Raw genomic sequence first — 18,270 nt, 5'->3', positions numbered from 1 at the left:
AGATTGATGCCGGTGGACAAGACAGTGAAGGACTGGGAAGCGCTTGCCGAGAAGGAAGTGAAGGCTCCCGCAGAGACACTCGTCTGGCACACACCCGAAGGCATCGATATCAAGCCGCTTTACACCGCGCAGGACATTGAGGGCATCGATCACCTCGATACCTTACCTGGATTCAAGCCCTTTGTGCGTGGACCGCGTGCGACCATGTATGCCGGTCGTCCCTGGACGATCCGCCAATATGCTGGTTTCTCCACAGCGGAAGAATCCAACGCATTTTACAAGCGTAATCTTGCTGCTGGCCAAAAAGGCCTGTCAGTTGCCTTCGATCTGGCAACCCATCGCGGTTACGACAGCGATCATCCGCGGGTAGAGGGTGATGTAGGCAAGGCCGGTGTTGCTATCGACAGTGTCGAGGACATGAAGATCCTGTTTGACGGCATTCCGCTCAAAGACATGTCGGTTTCCATGACCATGAATGGTGCCGTCATTCCCATTCTCGCCAACTTCATCGTTGCGGGGGAGGAACAGGGCTGTACGCGCGCCGAACTGTCCGGCACCATCCAGAATGACATTCTCAAAGAATTCATGGTGCGCAACACCTATATCTACCCGCCAGAACCGTCGATGCGCATCATTGCCGATATTATCGAATATACCGCGAAAGAGATGCCGCGCTTCAACTCGATATCGATATCCGGCTACCATATGCAGGAAGCGGGCTCGACACTGGTACAGGAACTGGCGTTCACCTTGGCTGATGGCCGACAATATGTGCGCGCCGCCATCGCCAAAGGTCTTGATGTGGATGCCTTTGCTGGTCGTCTGTCGTTCTTTTTTGCCATTGGCATGAATTTTTTCATGGAGGCTGCCAAACTGCGCGCTGCGCGTCTTTTGTGGTCTCGTATCATGGAGGAATTTGAACCGAAGAAGCCGTCTTCCCTCATGCTGCGCACCCATTGCCAAACGTCGGGTGTGTCGCTGCAAGAGCAGGACCCATACAACAATGTTATCCGCACCGCCTATGAAGCGCTGTCGGCAGCGCTCGGCGGTACGCAATCCTTGCACACCAATGCACTGGATGAAGCAATAGCCCTACCGACCGATTTTTCGGCGCGTATTGCCCGCAATACCCAGCTTATTTTGCAGCATGAAACCGGCGTGACGAAGGTCGTCGACCCACTGGCTGGTTCCTATTATGTGGAAAGTCTGACCCATGAGCTGGCAGAGAAAGCCTGGCAGCTTATCCAGGAAGTAGAAGGGTTGGGCGGCATGACCAAGGCCGTGTCGGATGGTCTGCCAAAACGGCTTATCGAAGAGGCGGCGACGCGCCGGCAGGCTGCGGTTGATCGCGGAGAAGAGGTGATTGTCGGGGTCAATCGTTTCCGTTTGGAAAACGAAGAACCTATCGACATTCTGGAAATCGATAATAGTGCAGTCCGAGCAGCACAGATCAAACGTTTGGAGAAGCTGCGCCAGCAGCGTGATCCGAAAACACTGGAGCAGACACTTGCCCGAGTGTCCGACGTGGCAACGTCGGGACAGGGTAACCTGCTGGAAGCGGCTGTTGAAGCAGCGCGTGCGCGTGCGACTGTTGGTGAAATTTCGGATGCCATGCGTGTGGTATTTGGCGATCACTCCGCCGTGCCAGATGTTGTCGATAATGTCTATGGCGCAGCCTATGGTGACGATCCCGAGTTTTCGACGCTGAAGGGTCGATTGACCGAACTTGCCGGTGTCTTGAAAGTCCAACCGAAAATCATGGTCGCAAAACTTGGACAGGACGGGCACGATCGCGGTGCCAAGGTCATTGCCTCGGCCTTTGGCGATGTTGGCTTCAAGGTCGTAGCTGGCCCCCTGTTCCAGACGCCTGAAGAGGCGGCAACCCTGGCTATTGAGAGCAAAGTTCACGTGGTCGGTATGTCGTCGCTTGCGGCGGGTCACAAGACGCTGGCGCCACAGCTGGTTCAGGCGCTAAAGGCCAAGGGTGCAGAAGATGTGATTGTGGTGGTTGGCGGTGTTATTCCGCGCCAGGATTATCAGTATCTGCTCGATAATGGCGTAGCTGCCGTGTTTGGTCCTGGCACCCATGTGCTTGAAGCAGCACGCGCGGTTGTAGACCTGATGCAAGGACGCCTTCGTAACACTTGATGGCTGCTGCCAGTCACGGCCACGGCAAAGTGGAAGCAAAAAAGAAAGTTTCTGGCGTTTGAATGGGCTGAGGTGATATAGGTCAACAATAATGCGGCATTAGGCCGGTATTGAAAGACCATGTTTAAGATCACCTTCCGTCTTGTCATAACCAGCGTGGCCTTGTTCGCTTCCGCGAATGGTGCTCTTTGGTTTTCGCCTGCCCATAGTGGCGAGGATTACGCGACGATAGAGAAACTGGGCGAAGCGTTATTCAACGACCCCAATCTTTCCCATAATCGCAGCCAAGCCTGCTCCACCTGCCACATGCAGGGTTTCGGCTTGGTGGACGTGCGGGAGAATGACGGTGCTGGCCAAGACGTATCGCTTGGCGACAATGGCAGTTCACTTGGTGATCGCAACGCGCCAACCGCGTCTTACGCAAAGCTCTCTCCCCCGTTCAGCAAAAATGAAGCGGGCGAATATGTCGGAGGCCAGTTCTGGGATGGTCGCGCCTCGAGCCTTGAAGATCAGGCCGCAGGTCCGCCCTTGAACCCAGTGGAAATGGGCATGCCCAATAAGGCCACAGTGGTTGGACGTCTCAAAGAAAATCCGGATTATGTTGCAGCCTTCGGCACGCAATTTGGATCCAAAGTATTTGATAATCCTGATGATGCCTATGACGCGATGACAAAGGCATTGGCTGCTTTTGAGCGCACCGACGAATTCGCGCCCTTCGATTCCAAATATGATCGGTATCTGCGCGGCGAAGAAAAACTGACGGATCAGGAAGAACTGGGTCGGGTACTGTTTTTCTCCAAACAGTTCACCAACTGCAATCTCTGCCATGAGGTCAACGGACCGAACGGTATTGAAAAAGGGCTGTTCACCAACCACAAATATTTCAATATTGGCGTGCCGGAGAATACGGCGGTGCGCAAAGCCAATGGCTCAAAAGTGGGTACAGTCGACACGGGTCTGGCGCAGAACCCGGCGGTGACAGATGCCGATGCGCAGCGCGGCAAGTTCAAGGTACCGACACTGCGCAACGTCGCCGTGACCGGGCCCTACATGCACAATGGCGTGTTCAAGGATTTGCGCACCGTTGTGCTGTTTTACGTGAAGTACAATAGCAAGAAAAAAAGCCGTCAGATCAATCCGGAAACCGGTGACGTCTGGGCTGCACCGGAAGTCCCTGAAAATATCGCCATGACAGAGTTGACGGCAGGGCCGGCGCTTGATGACAATCGCGTCGATGCTTTGGTGGCGTTCATGAAAACGCTGACCGACAAGCAGTATGAGCATCTTCTGCCCAAGGATGCGGGCACTCAATAACAAACGGGCAGAGAAACAATGCTCCTCTGCCCGTCTTCTTTAAAGTTTTTGGGTTTGATCAGGCAGACAGTGTCTTGAACTCGGCCAGAACCGCGTCACCCATTTCAGATGTGCCAACCTGACGGCAACCTTCATCCATGATGTCGGAGGTGCGAATGCCCTTTTCCAGCACGTTGGCAATTGCTGTTTCCAGTCGGGTTGCCTCGTCGACCATGTTGAATGAATAACGCAGGCACATGGCGAAGGAGGCGATCATGGCGATCGGGTTGGCAATGCCCTGACCGGCGATATCCGGTGCCGAACCGTGAACCGGCTCATACATGGCCTTGCGTTTGCCTGTCTTGGCATCCGGTGCGCCAAGCGAAGCGGATGGCAGCATGCCCAGCGAACCAGTCAGCATGGCCGCGACGTCGGACAGCATGTCGCCGAACAGGTTGTCGGTAACGATAACGTCGAATTGTTTTGGTTTGCGCACCAGCTGCATGCCGCCGGCATCTGCCAGCATGTGCTCCAGCTGTACGTCCTTGTACTTTGCAGCGTGGGTTTCCGTCACAACCTGGTTCCACAACACGCCCGATTTCATGACGTTGCGCTTTTCCATCGAGCAAACGCGATTGCCACGGGTGCGGGCCAGTTCGAAGGCAACGCTGGCGATACGTTCAATCTCGAATGTGTCGTAGATCTGTGTGTCGATACCGCGCTTCTGGCCGTTACCCAAGTCGATAATCTGCTTTGGCTCGCCAAAGTAGACGCCACCGGTCAGTTCTCGAACGATGAGGATATCGAGACCTTCAACCAGTTCCTGCTTCAGCGAGGAAGCGGCAGCAAGTGCCGGGTAGCAGATGGCCGGACGCAGGTTGGCGAAAAGCTCGAGATCCTTGCGAAGGCGCAACAGGCCTGCTTCCGGACGCTGCTCGTACGGCACGCCATCCCACTTCGGACCACCAACGGCACCAAACAGAATGGCGTCTGCCGCCAGCGCCTTTTCCATGTCTGCATCGGAAATTGCTACACCATGGGCGTCATAGGCCGAACCGCCAACAAGACCTTCTTCGATCTTGAAGCCGGTGTTTAGGGCGCTGTTCATGTGGTCGATCAGCTTGCGGACTTCAGCCATGGCCTCAGGGCCGATGCCGTCGCCGGGCAGCAGAAACAGGGTGCGAACTGTCATGGGAACCTCTCCTTGGCGCATACCGGAAAACCGTAACCAGTTTTGCGATAACGGCATGCACAACGTGAAAACCTCAATCCCGCCTGACCGTGTTTCACGTGAGACGTGACGCGGTCTGCGGGGGTCCAGGTTTCATATCCTTGGGATGAGGGCATTTCAAGGAAAGCAAAAGCCGATTTGGTACGGATTTTCGTTCCAAATCGGCTCTAAATAGTCAGGTAAAGCTGTTTACGCCCAGGGACGGACGGATGCGTTGGTTTTTTCAAACGTATCGATAGCTGAAGAATGTTCCAGCGTCAGGCCAATGTCATCGAGACCGTTCAGCATGCAATGGCGCTTGAAGGAATCGATTTCGAAGCTGATCGTGCCTCCGTCAGGACCACTGATCTGCTGGTTTTCGAGATCGACGCTGAGAACGGCGTTGGAGCCGCGCGATGCGTCGTCCAGCAGTTTTTCCAGATTTTCCGGGCTGACGATGATCGGCAGAATGCCGTTCTTGAAACAGTTGTTGTAGAAGATATCGGCAAAGCTGGTCGAGATGACACAACGGATGCCGAAGTCAAGAAGCGCCCATGGCGCATGCTCACGCGACGAACCGCAACCGAAATTGTCGCCAGCCACAAGGATCTGTGCATTCTGGTAGGCTGGCTTGTTCAGCACGAAATCAGGGTTTGGTGAACCGTCTTCAAGGTAACGGGATTCCGCAAAAAGCCCCTTGCCCAGACCGGTACGCTTGATGGTCTTGAGGTAATCCTTCGGGATAATCATGTCCGTATCGATGTTAACGACCGGCATGGGGGCGGCAACACCCGTTAGCTTGGTGAACTTGTCCATCTATCGCTCCAGCTTGGCTGTATTTGCAAAGCAAAATCGGGCTTTGCGCATGATGATGTCGCCAATAAAGCAATTCCCGCAAGATTTGAAGGGAAAACAGCTCAACGGGCATACGCCACTTCAAAGCAGCGGAACGCCGCTGCTTTTCCAGTTCGCTTTCATATCATCAAAGGTCGATGATTGTGCCCTTGCCGTCGTTCCAGACGCGCATGTCACGCTGGCTCTGATTGCGGGTCTTGACCGGAATAGGTGCCGGTTTCAGTCGGGCAGTTACTGCGCGAGTAAGGCTGATGAGCGCGAGCACGCCAACAAATGCCACAGTAAGAGAAGCCGTGAAAACGGCGGCCAGCGCCAAAATTGCGATGCTGGAAGCCGCTATGATTAAAGTGCGGATGCCTTGCATAATTCAAAACCTTTCGTTCATCAGCAATGTGGGCGTTGTTTGCCTTGCTTGCAAGAGGATTCGACGCGAAGTGTGCTTGCGGATGCCATAAAACCTTGACACAAGTGCGGCATGACCAAATTTGAGCCTGAAAATATTGCTCGTCCGCGCCGTTCGGTACTTTGTGTGCCCGCAATCAATGAACGTGCGCTAGAAAAACTACCTGATCTCGACTGTGATGCGGTGATTTTTGATCTCGAAGATTCTGTGGCTGTTGATGCCAAGCAGCAGGGGCGCGAAGCTTTGGAGCGTTTTTTTGACAAGACCCCACTTGTCGGGCGCGAAACGATCATCCGCATCAATGCCTTTGACAGCACGTTCAGCCGTGCAGATATTGAAACGGTTTTGCGTTGCGCGCCCGATGCGGTCTTGTTGCCCAAGGTCGACCAGCCGTCTGACGTTCATGACATCTCTGATATTCTGACCGAAAGAGATGGCGCGGAGAACATGCGCATCTGGGCCATGATTGAAACACCGCGCGGTGTTCTGAATGCAGCTGCCATCTCCGAGGCCGCACACACACCAGACTCGCGTCTTTCGGCCTTTGTTGTCGGGCTAAACGATCTGCGCAAGGAAACCGGTGTGCCCAATCTGCCCGGCCGTACCTATCTGGTTCCCTGGCTGATGCAGATCGTGTTGGCTGCAAGAGCCTACGGCCTTGATGTCATCGATAGCGTGTCGAATGATTTCCGTGATCTCGACGGTTATGCAGCCGAGTGCGAACAAGGCCGTGCCATGGGGTTTGATGGCAAGATGCTGATTCATCCGGCGCAGATTGCTGCTGCAAACCGGCATTTTGCGCCGTCAGAAGACGCTTTGGAGGAAGCACGCAGCATCGTTGTTGCTTTTGCTGCGCCCGAGGCGGCTGGTCTGAACATTATCAACGCGAATGGTCGCATGATTGAGCGCCTGCATGTAACGGGTGCTGAAAAACTGTTGCAGATGGCCAGTGCCATAGACGCAAGAAAGGCAGACAGACTATGAAACTCTACCGTTTTATCACCGGTCCTGATGATGCAAAGTTTTGCCATCGCGTCACCGATGCCCTCAACAAGGGCTGGGAACTTGCGGGATCACCGACCTATGCTTTCAACGCGGCAGCTGGCGTCATGCATTGCGGCCAGCCGGTCACCAAGACCGTTGAGGGTAAGGACTATCACCCGGACATGAAGCTCGGCGAGCAATAATCGCGGCTATCTTTTTCAGCATGTCCTGGAAGATGGTGCCCGCATTCAATATGCGGGTATCTGTCTTTCAGCGTTCGGAAGCAGCAGCTTCAGCGCTTTCTTCGATGCGCTCCATGTCGTCATCGGACAGACCGAAATGGTGGCCGATTTCGTGGATGAGAACATGGGTGATGATGTCGCCTAGTGTCTCTTCGTTTTCGGCCCAATAATCCAGGATAGGACGGCGATAGAGCGTGATACGGTTCGGCATTTCACCCGTTTCCATGGTGAAACGTTCGGTAATGCCCCTACCCTCAAACAATCCCAAGAGGTCGAACGGGGTTTCGAGCGCCATATCCTCGAAAACTTCATCGGTCGGGAAATCGGAAATTTCGATAATGAGATTGTTGGTCAGTCCGCGGAATTCTTCCGGCAGGTGGCCGTACGCCTCGATGGCCAATGACTCAAAACTGGAAATTGTTGGTGCATGGCGGTCCCGCCAATCGTCGGTCTGGTCAATGCGGGCCATTTTTACTCCTTGCTATGGCCATCATATAAACAGTTGAAGCAGAAATTTCGAGAGCCGTTTGCAAGAACATGAAAAATCATCGCAAATGGCATGGCTGACAAGGGATTTTGCGTGGTTTGTGCCTTGACAGATCAAGGGCGCTCAAGTATCCCGGCACGCGAATTGAAGGGGCGTAGTGCGTCTTCTGTTTTGTTCTGCCTTTTCGGGCAGGTTTCACCGGTGAAGATTTTGACGCCATTTGGCTCAGGGTTTTCACTACTCCGACTGATAAAAAGACGGCCGGACACTTGGTTTCAAGTGATCAGAGCCGGAACGAACATGAAAGGATAAAAAATGTTCGCAGTCATCAAGACCGGCGGTAAGCAGTACCGCGTGGCCGCCAACGACGTACTTACCATCGAAAAGCTGGAAGTCGAAGCTGGTGACACTGTAGAATTCACCGAAGTTCTCGTTATCGGCGAAGGCGCCGACGCAAAGTTCGGTGCACCCTTCGTAAAGGGCGCGACCGTCAAGGCTGAAGTTGTTGAACACAACCGCGGCAAGAAGGTTCTGTCCTTCAAGAAGCGTCGTCGTCAGAACTCGAAGCGTATTCGCGGTCATCGTCAGCATCACACTGTTGTTCGTATCACGGACATCGTTGCTGCCTAATCGGCGCGTCACGAGAAACTAGGTTTTAAAGGAGCACTCCAATGGCACACAAAAAAGCTGGCGGTTCATCGCGTAACGGTCGCGATTCGAATTCCAAGCGCCTTGGCGTAAAGAAGTTCGGCGGCGAAGCCGTCATTCCAGGCAACATTATCCTGCGCCAGCGCGGCACGCAGTGGCATCCGGGCACCAACGTTGGCCTCGGCAAGGACCACACGATTTTTGCGCTGACCGCCGGTAACGTATCCTTCCGTACGAAGGCTAACGGCCGCGTATACGTGTCTGTGGCACCGAAAGCGGAAGCCGCAGAATAAGCCGGTAAGCGTTATATGCAGCCGGTGTCTCATCGACCCGGCTGACGCTTTAGGTTCAGTCAGAAAACAGGGGAGATGGGGCACCACCCATCTCCCCTTTTTCTTTATCCCAACAGGAGGACTGAACCATGCAGGATGAATTGATCAGGGCTGACCAAGAGCGGTTACCCCAGGAACGGCTGAGGCCGCAGCGGTCAAGGACCGATTGCCCTGTCTTATTATCGCAACGGCTCGTTTTGCGCGCGCCACACGAAGAAGACATTGACGCCCTTGCCCATCTCGCCAACAACGCCAATATTGCGACCATGGTGTCGCGTATGCCGCTCCCATATACGGCCAAAGATGCCGCTGATTTTGTGCGACGTACGAAAGCTGGCGAGATTGGCAAGTGCGTCTATGCGATTACCCGCATGGACAATGGCGAGTTTATGGGGTGCTGCGGTCTGGAGCCTGACCCTGATGATCCCGGTACGGTCGAGCTTGGCTATTGGCTAGGCGAACCCTACTGGAATAATGGTTATACGACCGAAGCTGCACATGCCCTGATCGACATGGCGTTCCGCACCCGTGACATCGACTTCATCGATGCACGTTGCCGGGTCACCAATGTCGCATCGCGCCGCGTTATCCAGAAGTGCGGTTTCCAGTTCCAGAGCTCCGGCATGGTCGGTTCGCTGGCTTTGGGCGGCATGGTGCCTGTTGAATGGTTCCGGCTGGATCGCAAGACCTGGGTTTCTCTCAGAAGCTGGGGGGATATGCGATGACCAACGCTGAATTGTTGCGCAGCAGGCAGGTTGATACCCTGCCACCTCCCGGTCCCTGCCCGACCATTGAAACACGCCGTCTCGTGCTTAGGCCGCAACGGCTTGCCGATGCCGGCAGTATTGCAGAATCCTTGAGTGATTTTGCAGTAACACGCATGCTGGCCAGAGTTCCTGCCCCTTATTACCGGCAGGATGCTTTGGAATGGCTGATCCTGCGAACATCCGGCACATTGCCGGACTGGGATTTTGCCATTACCTGCGATGACGATACCCTGATTGGCGTCGTTTCCGTCGAGTTCCGTCACGGCGAATGGCATCTCGGTTACTGGCTCAACCGCTTCTATTGGGGCAAGGGCTACATGACCGAGGCGGTTAGCGGTGTTGTTGAACGGTTCTTCCGCCGCATGCCGAATGCGACCATGCATTCTGGTGTCTTTGCGGATAACCCCGGTTCGCTGCGGGTTCAGGAGAAGCTGGGTTTCCGGATTACCGGCTGCCATGAGACCTACGCTGTCTCGCGCGCGGCAATGGTTGCGCATCTGGATACCGTGTTGACGGCAGAGGATTTCGTGCCTTCACGACCGCGATAACCATACACGAGGCCGGTTTCGTGCGAAGTCGGCCTTGTTTTACATGGCGCCGCCCGTCACGATAATCTTTGACGTGCGGGCAAAGCGCCTATATTCCAAGCGACAAAAGCAATGTTGCGTAAACGGCTGACAGAACGGCACTACAATGAAATTTCTCGATGAAGCAAAAGTCTATATCAAGTCCGGTGATGGCGGCGCAGGCGCTGTATCCTTCCGGCGCGAAAAGTTCATCGAGTTCGGCGGACCGGATGGCGGTGACGGCGGACGTGGTGGCGATGTCTGGGTGGAAGTGGTCAACGGCCTTAACACGCTGATCGATTTCCGCTTTCAGCAGCACTTCAAAGCGTCGATCGGCCAGCATGGCATGGGCAAGACCCGTACCGGCGCCAAGGGTTCTGACGTGACGCTGAAAGTGCCAGTTGGGACGCAGATTTTTGAAGAAGACAATGAAACGCTAATTGCCGACCTGACCAAGGAAGGCCAGCGGTTCCGTCTGGCCGCCGGTGGGAACGGTGGTTTCGGCAACGCCTATTTCAAATCCTCGACCAACCAGGCACCGACCTGGGCAAATCCTGGTTTGGCCGGTGAAGAAAAAACCGTTTGGCTGCGTCTCAAGCTGATTGCCGATGCCGGTCTGGTTGGTTTGCCGAATGCAGGAAAGTCCACCTTCCTCGCCACGGTTACCCGCGCGCGCCCGAAGATTGCCAACTACCCATTTACCACGCTGCATCCCAACCTTGGCGTTGCGACCATCGATGGCCGCGAATTCGTGCTGGCTGACATTCCGGGCCTGATCGAAGGTGCGCATGAAGGTGTTGGTATCGGCGACCGTTTTCTCGGTCACGTCGAGCGGACGCGCGTATTGCTGCATCTGGTTTCGGCGCAGGAAGAAAAGGTTGGCCAAGCTTACAAGACGGTCAAGGCCGAGCTTGAGGCCTATGGCGGTGGTCTGACCGACAAGGCGGAAATTGTCGCCCTTTCACAGATCGACGTTCTCGACGAAAAAGAACTGAAGAAAAAAGCCAAAGAGTTGGAAAAGGCGTGTGGACGTCCGCCACTTCTGATTTCGGCAGCGACCCATGCCGGCATGACGGAAGTGTTGCGTGCGCTGCGTGACATTATTGTTTCTGCAGCAGGCGGTGAAACTGCGCTGCCAGACCGTTCCATGCCGATCGAGGACAGAAGCGGTGAGGATGACGGAGACGACCGGTTATGAGCGCAAAGCGCAAACCTGTTTCCAGCCACCACCGCATCGTTATCAAGATCGGTTCGGCTCTGCTTGTTGACCGTAAGAGCGGTCTGAAAAAAGACTGGCTGGACGCGATTTGCGAAGACATCGCCGCTTTGAAGGCAAAGGGCGCTGATGTTCAGGTGGTGTCTTCGGGTGCGATTGCGCTCGGGCGTACCGTCCTAGGACTGCCATCCGGCGCATTGAAGCTGGAAGAAAGCCAGGCAGCAGCAGCAGTTGGCCAGATTGCTCTGGCCCGCGCCTGGTCTGAGAGCCTTTCACGGCATGACATTATAGCCGGGCAAATCCTGTTGACGCTGTCTGATACGGAGGAGCGCAGGCGTTATCTCAACGCCCGCGCGACCATCAACCAGCTTCTGAAGATCGGCTCCATTCCGATCATCAATGAAAACGATACGGTTGCGACAACCGAAATCCGTTATGGCGACAATGATCGTCTTGCAGCACGTGTTGCGACGATGACCGGAGCCGACCTTCTGGTTCTGTTATCGGATATTGACGGGCTTTATACAGCGCCCCCGCATCTTGATCCTGATGCAAGATTTCTTGACAGCATTGCTACTATCACGCCTGAAATCGAGGCGATGGCAGGTGGCGCTGCGTCGGAACTGTCACGTGGTGGCATGCGCACCAAGATTGATGCCGGCAAGATTGCGACGGCTGCCGGTTGCGGCATGATTATCGCGTCTGGCAAGACCCTCAATCCCCTTCGTGCCATTGACGAGGGTGCACGATCCTCGTGGTTTGCGCCGTCAGGCACACCTGTCACCGCACGCAAAACCTGGATTGCCGGACAATTGCAGCCTGCCGGTGAAGTGCATGTCGATGCCGGTGCGCAGACCGCACTTTATGCCGGCAAAAGCCTTTTGCCGGCCGGTGTGCGTCGGGTGAGCGGCAATTTCGGACGCGGCGATGCCGTGGCCATCATCGGCGTGGACGGGCGTGAAATCGCGCGTGGTCTTGCCGGTTACGATGCCGAAGAGGCCCGCCAGATTACTGGGCACAAGTCCTCGGAAATTGAAGCTATTCTGGGTTATGTCGGACGTTCCGCCATGATCCACCGCGACGATCTCGTTATGACCGGCGCAAGTGTGACCGTAGCAGCCGTAAAGAAGGATGAAATCCATGCCTGAACAGGCCGTGAGCCGTAGCCTTGATATTGACGGACTGATGAATACGATCGGTCTTCAGGCGAAAGCTGCTGCGCGACCTCTTTCAGTGGCGTCGACGGATCAAAAGAACCGTGCGTTGCTGGCTATGGCGTCTGCGATCGAGGCATCGAAAGACAAGATTCTTCAGGCCAATGCGATAGACCTAGCGGCTGGCAAAAAGGTGGGCCTTGCTGCCTCCTTTATTGACCGCCTGACCCTTGATGAAACCCGTATTGCTTCGGTCGCAGAAGGCATTCGCGCCATTGCGGCACTTGCTGACCCGGTCGGTCAGGTCATTGCCGCGTGGGATCGCCCCAATGGCTTACAGATCGAACGCGTGCGGACCCCGCTTGGTGTTATCGGTGTGATTTACGAAAGCCGACCCAATGTGACTGCGGACGCTGGCGCGCTTTGCCTCAAGGCGGGCAACGCGGTCATCTTGCGCGGTGGTTCGGACTCCTTACATTCGTCGCAAGCAATTCATGCCTGCCTCGTTGAAGGTTTGAAAATTGCCAGCCTGCCGGAACATGCCATTCAACTGGTCCCCGTTGCCGATCGTGCAGCGGTCGGTGCCTTGCTTGGCGGCCTGAATGGCACCGTGGACGTCATTGTCCCGCGCGGCGGAAAAAGCCTTGTCTCGCGGGTGCAGACGGAGGCCCGCGTGCCGGTTTTTGCGCATCTCGAAGGCATTTGCCACATCTACGTGGACAAATCCGCTGACCTTGCAATGGCCGAAAAGATTGTTCTCAACGCCAAGATGCGCCGGACCGGTATCTGCGGTGCCGCTGAAACCCTGCTTATCGATAAGGCTGTTGCTTCCACGCATCTGGAACCGCTGGTCAAGGTTCTTCTTGATGCGGGTTGTGAAGTTCGCGGTTCCGAAGCCGTTGAAAAGGCCATTTCCGGTGTGAAGGCCGCGACCGAGGAAGACTGGCGCACCGAATATCTGGATGCGATCATTTCGGTCCGTCTGGTGGACGGAATTTCCGGCGCGATCGAGCATATCAGCACCTATTCCTCCAACCATACGGAAGCGGTCATTGCCGAAGATGGCGCGGTTGTTGAACGCTTCTTCAACGAGATCGACTCAGCCATTCTGCTGCACAATGCCTCAACGCAATTTGCGGATGGCGGAGAATTCGGCATGGGTGCGGAAATCGGTATCGCGACCGGCAAGATGCATGCGCGTGGTCCGGTTGGGGTGGAGCAGTTGACGTCATTCAAATATCGCGTGCATGGCACCGGCCAGATACGGACCTGACGTTTTGATGGCAGACCCTGTCAACCGGCGTTACCTGACCATCCCGCATGTGGAGCGCGGCATGGTGGTGGGGCTGTTTGGTGGGTCGTTCAATCCACCACATGGTGGGCATGCGCTGGTCGCAGAAATCGCGTTGCGCCGTTTGGGGCTGGATCAACTGTGGTGGATGGTGACGCCGGGCAATCCACTTAAAAACCACAAGGAACTTGCCCCGCTTTCCGCGCGCATCCAGGCGTGTGAACATCTGGTTCATGATCCACGTATCAAGATCACGGCCTTTGAGAAGTCATTCGGGGTCAGTTATACCGCCAATACGCTCAAGAAGATCAAGGCTAGAAACCCGGGAGTCCGGTTCATCTGGATCATGGGGGCAGACAATTTAAAGAGCTTCCACCGCTGGCAGAAATGGCGGGAAATCGCCGAGACATTTCCAATTGCAGTTATTGATAGACCGGGAGCGACCCTGTCCTATTTGTCATCCACGATGGCGCAGGCTTACAGTCATGCGCGTGTCGATGAAGATGACGCCGGCGTATTGTGGACCAAAAACGCCCCAGCCTGGACCTTTGTCCATGGTCCCCGCTCGACCTTAAGTTCCACGGCTCTGCGCAATTCAGTGAAGAGATAAAAGGTGATTTAAGCGATCCCTTGAAAACCGGTGGCTTTGATGCCACCTTCATGTAACGGATCGAAAGAAGAATCGGTTCGTTTTGTGCTTGTTTTGTCAAATATGAAAGGACAACCTCTGACAACAGTACACGCTAAGGGAAGAGCATCCGTTGCTATCCCGAAGGGTCATGACAGTGGCGCCGATGCCGCCAGACGTGCCCTCGAAACCGTCATCGCCAGCCTCGATGACTCCAAGGCAGAAGATATCGTTACCTTGAATATTGCCGGGAAATCGGCGCTCGCGGACTACATGGTTGTAGTTTCCGGGCGATCGAGCAGGCATGTCTCGGCTATCTGTGAACACCTTATTTCAGACCTCAAAGATGATGGTTTCCGTAACGCCCGCGTGGAAGGGCTGGAAACCGGTGATTGGGTTCTGATCGACACGGGTGACATTATCGTGCATGTGTTCCGTCCGGAAATTCGTGTGTTTTACAACATCGAAAAGATGTGGGCGACGCCGGATATCGAGGAAGAAACACTGCACTGAACGAAAGCTCCCTCTGAACTGGATTTCAGACCTGGAGCATTCTTGATTGTCGTCAAGCGCGGCCGGACGATGGGCGTCTGGCCGAAAAAAATTCCGCGGTCATGTCATTGTTCAGCGTTCTGACCCTTGCTACCGTTGATCACCAACCAATGTGGAGCAGGAATGCGGATTGCGATTTTTGCGGTGGGGCGGCTCAAATCCGGTCCTGAGAAGGATCTTGCGTCGCGTTATCTAGACCGTTTTGCCAAAAGTGGTCCGGCCATCGGTCTTGAGTTTTCACGGGTGATCGAGGTGGCTGAAAGCCGTGCATCGAATGCCGAGACCAGAAAACGCGAAGAAGCGGCACTGCTTGAGAAACATTTGACCGACGGGGCAGCGCTTATCTTGCTGGATGAGCGCGGCAAGGCACTTGATAGCCCGGCCTTTGCAGATGCCATCGGCAATCTGCGTGATGGTGGCAAACGTGATCTTGTCATTGCCATCGGTGGTGCAGATGGTCTCGATCCTGCCCTTTATGAAAAAGCCTCAGCTGTTTTATGTCTCGGGAAACTGACCTGGCCACACCAGCTTGTTCGAATCCTGATTGCCGAGCAGCTTTATCGCGCCGTTACCATTCTTTCGGGGCATCCTTACCACAGGGTATAAGGAAACACGCCATTGTGTTGCCTGAATAAAAGGATGTTGTTGGCTGGCGATTGCGAAGCAGAGTATGTTAATCGCTTGATTTTGATTTTCCAGAAAGCGGCATGAACCGGAAAAGCGCCCACACCAGATGCGTGACCTCTGCGGGAGCAGCCTTGGCTGTCTCTCTTTTTGTGCTTGCGCAGGGTGTGTACGCGCAAGAGCCGGTGGCTGCGCCCTTTCCGACCCAGGCTGCACCGACCGAACAGAATGGGCAGACCGCGCAGCCAGACGCCCTGAATGACCTTGAAGCGCGGCGTGATCGTAATCGCGAGGACTTGCAAGAGCTGGTCGATAGTATCGGTCTTTCCGAAGACAAGGCTCGACAGCTGGAAGAAAGCATTGCGTTTCTCAATCAGGACAGCAGTCGTATCCGCCAGGAATTGATCGATTCTGCGTCGCGTAGAAAAGATCTTGAACGCAAGATTGAAGAGGGTGAAGACCGGCTGGCCAAACTTGGTGTGCAAGAAGACGGCGTGAAGGCGTCGCTTCGTGAGCGTCGGGGTGTCTTGGCTGAAGTGTTGGCTGCTCTGCAACGTATGGGGCGTAATCCGCCGCCTGCCCTGCTTGTTTCGCCTGAAGACGCTCTCGCATCCGTGCGTAGCGCCATTTTACTTGGAGCTGTGGTTCCCGGTGTGCGGCATGAAACGGACAAGCTGGTCGCGGACCTCAAGGCATTGACGGATGTGCGCAAGGCCATCGCCAGTGAGAAGATTGACCTGACCGCCATGATGACGGCAAAGCTCGAGGAAGAAAAGCGCCTCGACCTGTTGCTCGCTGAAAATGACAGGCAGGGAACGCGCACGGCTGCGGACCTTGAAGCGGAACGCAAACGCTCTGAAGAACTTGCCTCTAAGGCAACGAGTCTTGAAAGCCTCGTTGCCTCATTGGAAAACGAGATATTCTCCGTCCGTGAAGCGCAGGAAAAGATGCGCGCCGAAGAGGAACGGGTTCGTCGTTTGTCGGAAGATGAGCGCGAGCGTGAAAGGGCAAATGCCGATGCTGGCATGCCCGATAAAAACCGCATTGCGCCCGCATATCCGTTTGCAAGTCTGAAGGCCAAACTGGATATGCCGGTAACGGGCGATGTGCTGAGAAAGTTTGGCGATGCCGATGGAACTGGCCATACCTCTCGCGGTGTTGTGATCGCAACCGGTCCCGGCGCACTGGTAACAGCCCCCGCAGACGGGTATGTTGTTTTTGCTGGAGAATTCCGCAGTTATGGCCGAATGATTATTCTCAATGCAGGTGACGGGTACCATCTGGTACTGACCGGAATGGATGCGATAAGAACCCGCCAGGGTATGTTCGTGTTTTCAGGTGAACCCATTGCTTCCATGGGAGCAAAAAGAGTGGCCAGTGCAGCAGCATTGGCGCTGGAAACTGATAGGCCAACGCTTTACATAGAATTCAGAAAAGACGGTGTGCCGGTTGATTCCCAACCTTGGTGGACCGCAAAAAATACCGGAAGGGCGCACAATGATTCGTAAGGTTTCGCTTCTGCTCATCGGTGGACTCATGGGTGCCACGGCGATGAGTGTCATTTATTCTGCGAGCATCCCGGCGCAGGCCGCTGGGCCGTCTACCTATAAGGAATTGTCGATTTTCGGCGACGTATTCGAGCGCGTACGTGCACAATATGTAACGCCACCGGATGACAAGAAGCTGGTTGAGAACGCCATCAATGGCATGCTCAGCTCTCTTGATCCGCATTCAAGCTTCCTCAATGCGCAGGATGCTACCGATATGCGTAGCCAGACCAAGGGTGAGTTTGGTGGCCTCGGTATCGAAGTGACCATGGAAAATGAACTGGTCAAGGTTATCACACCAATCGATGATACGCCTGCCTCCAAAGCTGGCATTTTGGCCGGCGACTTCATTTCGGAAATCGATGGTCAGCCGGTTCGAGGTCTCAAGCTCGAGCAGGCCGTTGAAAAGATGCGCGGTGAGGTCAAGACACCTATCAAGCTGACGATCATTCGTCAGGGTGCTGACAAGCCGCTTGATATCACCGTTATGCGCGACATCATTGCCGTACGTGCCGTCAAGTCGCGTGTTGAAGGTGACAATGTTGGTTATTTGCGTGTGATCTCATTCACTGAGAAGACCTATGACGATCTCGAAGCCGCGATCAAAAAAATCAAGGCCGAGGTACCTGCTGACAAGTTGAAGGGTTATGTTCTCGACCTTCGCCTCAACCCGGGCGGCCTGCTTGATCAGGCGATCAACGTATCGGATGCCTTCCTTGAAAGAGGTGAAGTGGTTTCGACCCGCGGCCGTAACCCGGAAGAAACCCGTCGCTTCAACGCAACCGCGGGCGATCTGACGGACGGCAAGCCGGTTATCGTTCTGGTGAACGGTGGTTCGGCGTCTGCTTCGGAAATCGTTGCCGGTGCTCTGCAGGATCTGCGTCGTGCCACCGTTGTCGGCACTCGCTCGTTCGGCAAGGGCTCTGTCCAGACGATCATCCCGCTGGGTGAAACCGGTGCGCTTCGTTTGACCACGGCGCTCTATTACACGCCATCTGGCAAGTCCATTCAGGGCACAGGTATCGAACCTGATATCAAGGTCGACCAGCCGCTGCCGCCAGAGCTTCAGGGCCGCATTCGCTCCGAAGGTGAATCCAGCCTGCCGGGTCACATCCAGGGCCAGAGCGAAACGGACGAAGGTTCGGGTTCTGCTGCTTATGTGCCGCCGGAAGCCAAGGACGACATTCAGCTGAACTACGCGCTTGATCTGCTGCGCGGCGACAAGACCGACCCGTCTTTCCCGCCAAACCCTGAAAAAGCTGTCGTAACCAAGCAGTAATAAGGGGCGCCGGTTTTCCGGCGCTTCCTACCCCTGCATACAAC

Annotated in this window: 20 protein-coding genes; 16 read left to right on the top strand and 4 right to left on the bottom strand. The window is 55.1% G+C overall.

The genetic code is table 11. The features are described from left to right. The first annotated feature begins 6 nt into the window (after positions 1–6). Together scpA and ACZ5FM_RS16210 are read left to right on the top strand one after the other, a co-directional pair. Positions 7–2,148 (top strand): methylmalonyl-CoA mutase, encoded by a 2,142-nt coding sequence (gene scpA, locus ACZ5FM_RS16215; protein WP_464039229.1) that lies wholly within the window; start codon positions 7–9, stop codon positions 2,146–2,148. 120 nt (positions 2,149–2,268) lie between these two features. Beyond that, a complete protein-coding gene (locus ACZ5FM_RS16210; protein ID WP_259148989.1) occupies positions 2,269–3,462 on the top strand; it encodes a cytochrome-c peroxidase in 1,194 nt (397 codons plus the stop codon). A gap of 58 nt (positions 3,463–3,520) precedes the next feature. Here the strand turns inward: ACZ5FM_RS16210 and leuB are convergent, their stop codons facing one another. The 3 genes from leuB to ACZ5FM_RS16195 all read right to left on the bottom strand — a co-directional run bounded on the left by leuB (position 3,521) and on the right by ACZ5FM_RS16195 (position 5,870). After that, positions 3,521–4,633: a 3-isopropylmalate dehydrogenase gene (leuB, locus tag ACZ5FM_RS16205; protein WP_464039228.1), complete on the bottom strand. Its 1,113-nt coding sequence runs from the start codon at positions 4,631–4,633 to the stop codon at positions 3,521–3,523. 228 nt (positions 4,634–4,861) lie between these two features. Next, positions 4,862–5,467 carry a 3-isopropylmalate dehydratase small subunit gene (gene leuD / locus ACZ5FM_RS16200; RefSeq protein WP_259148991.1) on the bottom strand — a complete coding sequence of 202 codons (606 nt, stop codon included), beginning with the start codon at positions 5,465–5,467 and terminating at the stop codon, positions 4,862–4,864. A 166-nt stretch (positions 5,468–5,633) separates the two neighbouring features. Further along, the gene (locus ACZ5FM_RS16195) at positions 5,634–5,870 is read right to left on the bottom strand and encodes a hypothetical protein (protein ID WP_192490545.1); all 237 of its coding nucleotides are present in this window, start codon (positions 5,868–5,870) and stop codon (positions 5,634–5,636) included. A gap of 111 nt (positions 5,871–5,981) precedes the next feature. On the opposite strand from ACZ5FM_RS16195, the gene ACZ5FM_RS16190 reads away from it, so the two are divergent. Together ACZ5FM_RS16190 and ACZ5FM_RS16185 are read left to right on the top strand one after the other, a co-directional pair. Then, positions 5,982–6,893 (top strand): HpcH/HpaI aldolase/citrate lyase family protein, encoded by a 912-nt coding sequence (locus ACZ5FM_RS16190; RefSeq protein WP_464039227.1) that lies wholly within the window; start codon positions 5,982–5,984, stop codon positions 6,891–6,893. After that, positions 6,890–7,096 carry a DUF1737 domain-containing protein gene (locus ACZ5FM_RS16185; protein WP_192490543.1) on the top strand — a complete coding sequence of 69 codons (207 nt, stop codon included), beginning with the start codon at positions 6,890–6,892 and terminating at the stop codon, positions 7,094–7,096. Before ACZ5FM_RS16190 ends, ACZ5FM_RS16185 begins: the two co-directional genes overlap by 4 nt. Before the next feature lie 67 nt (positions 7,097–7,163). On the opposite strand, the gene ACZ5FM_RS16180 is transcribed toward ACZ5FM_RS16185, so the two are convergent. Then, entirely contained in the window at positions 7,164–7,604 is a 441-nt protein-coding gene (locus tag ACZ5FM_RS16180) for a metallopeptidase family protein (protein ID WP_192490542.1), read from the bottom strand. 333 nt (positions 7,605–7,937) lie between these two features. Here ACZ5FM_RS16180 and rplU point away from each other — a divergent pair, with 333 nt between their 5' ends. From rplU to ACZ5FM_RS16120, 12 genes are all read left to right on the top strand, one after another. Next, positions 7,938–8,252 (top strand): 50S ribosomal protein L21, encoded by a 315-nt coding sequence (rplU, locus tag ACZ5FM_RS16175; protein WP_192490541.1) that lies wholly within the window; start codon positions 7,938–7,940, stop codon positions 8,250–8,252. A gap of 41 nt (positions 8,253–8,293) precedes the next feature. After that, the gene (gene rpmA, locus ACZ5FM_RS16170) at positions 8,294–8,563 is read left to right on the top strand and encodes a 50S ribosomal protein L27 (protein WP_250984184.1); all 270 of its coding nucleotides are present in this window, start codon (positions 8,294–8,296) and stop codon (positions 8,561–8,563) included. Positions 8,564–8,691: 128 nt separating this feature from the next. Continuing rightward, a complete protein-coding gene (locus tag ACZ5FM_RS16165) occupies positions 8,692–9,327 on the top strand; it encodes a GNAT family N-acetyltransferase (RefSeq protein ID WP_464039226.1) in 636 nt (211 codons plus the stop codon). Further along, positions 9,324–9,917 (top strand): GNAT family N-acetyltransferase, encoded by a 594-nt coding sequence (locus ACZ5FM_RS16160; RefSeq protein WP_275643400.1) that lies wholly within the window; start codon positions 9,324–9,326, stop codon positions 9,915–9,917. Before ACZ5FM_RS16165 ends, ACZ5FM_RS16160 begins: the two co-directional genes overlap by 4 nt. A gap of 145 nt (positions 9,918–10,062) precedes the next feature. Beyond that, complete coding sequence (gene obgE / locus ACZ5FM_RS16155; RefSeq protein ID WP_192490537.1) at positions 10,063–11,133, top strand: GTPase ObgE; 1,071 nt, start codon at positions 10,063–10,065, stop codon at positions 11,131–11,133. Next, the gene (gene proB / locus ACZ5FM_RS16150) at positions 11,130–12,299 is read left to right on the top strand and encodes a glutamate 5-kinase (RefSeq protein ID WP_464039225.1); all 1,170 of its coding nucleotides are present in this window, start codon (positions 11,130–11,132) and stop codon (positions 12,297–12,299) included. The genes obgE and proB overlap by 4 nt, the downstream gene beginning before the upstream one ends. After that, entirely contained in the window at positions 12,292–13,578 is a 1,287-nt protein-coding gene (locus ACZ5FM_RS16145) for a glutamate-5-semialdehyde dehydrogenase (RefSeq protein WP_464039223.1), read from the top strand. Before proB ends, ACZ5FM_RS16145 begins: the two co-directional genes overlap by 8 nt. Then, entirely contained in the window at positions 13,553–14,206 is a 654-nt protein-coding gene (locus ACZ5FM_RS16140) for a nicotinate-nucleotide adenylyltransferase (protein ID WP_464039222.1), read from the top strand. The genes ACZ5FM_RS16145 and ACZ5FM_RS16140 overlap by 26 nt, the downstream gene beginning before the upstream one ends. Before the next feature lie 102 nt (positions 14,207–14,308). Beyond that, positions 14,309–14,737 (top strand): ribosome silencing factor, encoded by a 429-nt coding sequence (rsfS, locus tag ACZ5FM_RS16135; protein ID WP_250984187.1) that lies wholly within the window; start codon positions 14,309–14,311, stop codon positions 14,735–14,737. Between the two features lie 162 nt (positions 14,738–14,899). Continuing rightward, complete coding sequence (rlmH, locus tag ACZ5FM_RS16130) at positions 14,900–15,382, top strand: 23S rRNA (pseudouridine(1915)-N(3))-methyltransferase RlmH (protein WP_250984188.1); 483 nt, start codon at positions 14,900–14,902, stop codon at positions 15,380–15,382. 101 nt (positions 15,383–15,483) lie between these two features. Beyond that, the gene (locus tag ACZ5FM_RS16125; protein WP_464039221.1) at positions 15,484–16,908 is read left to right on the top strand and encodes a murein hydrolase activator EnvC family protein; all 1,425 of its coding nucleotides are present in this window, start codon (positions 15,484–15,486) and stop codon (positions 16,906–16,908) included. Next, positions 16,898–18,226 carry a S41 family peptidase gene (locus ACZ5FM_RS16120; RefSeq protein WP_250984190.1) on the top strand — a complete coding sequence of 443 codons (1,329 nt, stop codon included), beginning with the start codon at positions 16,898–16,900 and terminating at the stop codon, positions 18,224–18,226. The genes ACZ5FM_RS16125 and ACZ5FM_RS16120 overlap by 11 nt, the downstream gene beginning before the upstream one ends. The last annotated feature ends 44 nt before the right edge of the window (positions 18,227–18,270 follow it).

The organism is Agrobacterium sp. 5Ca50 (assembly GCF_055381905.1).
The sequence above is the reverse complement of the archived record's forward strand: the minus strand, read 5'-3'. Positions and strand labels throughout refer to the sequence as shown.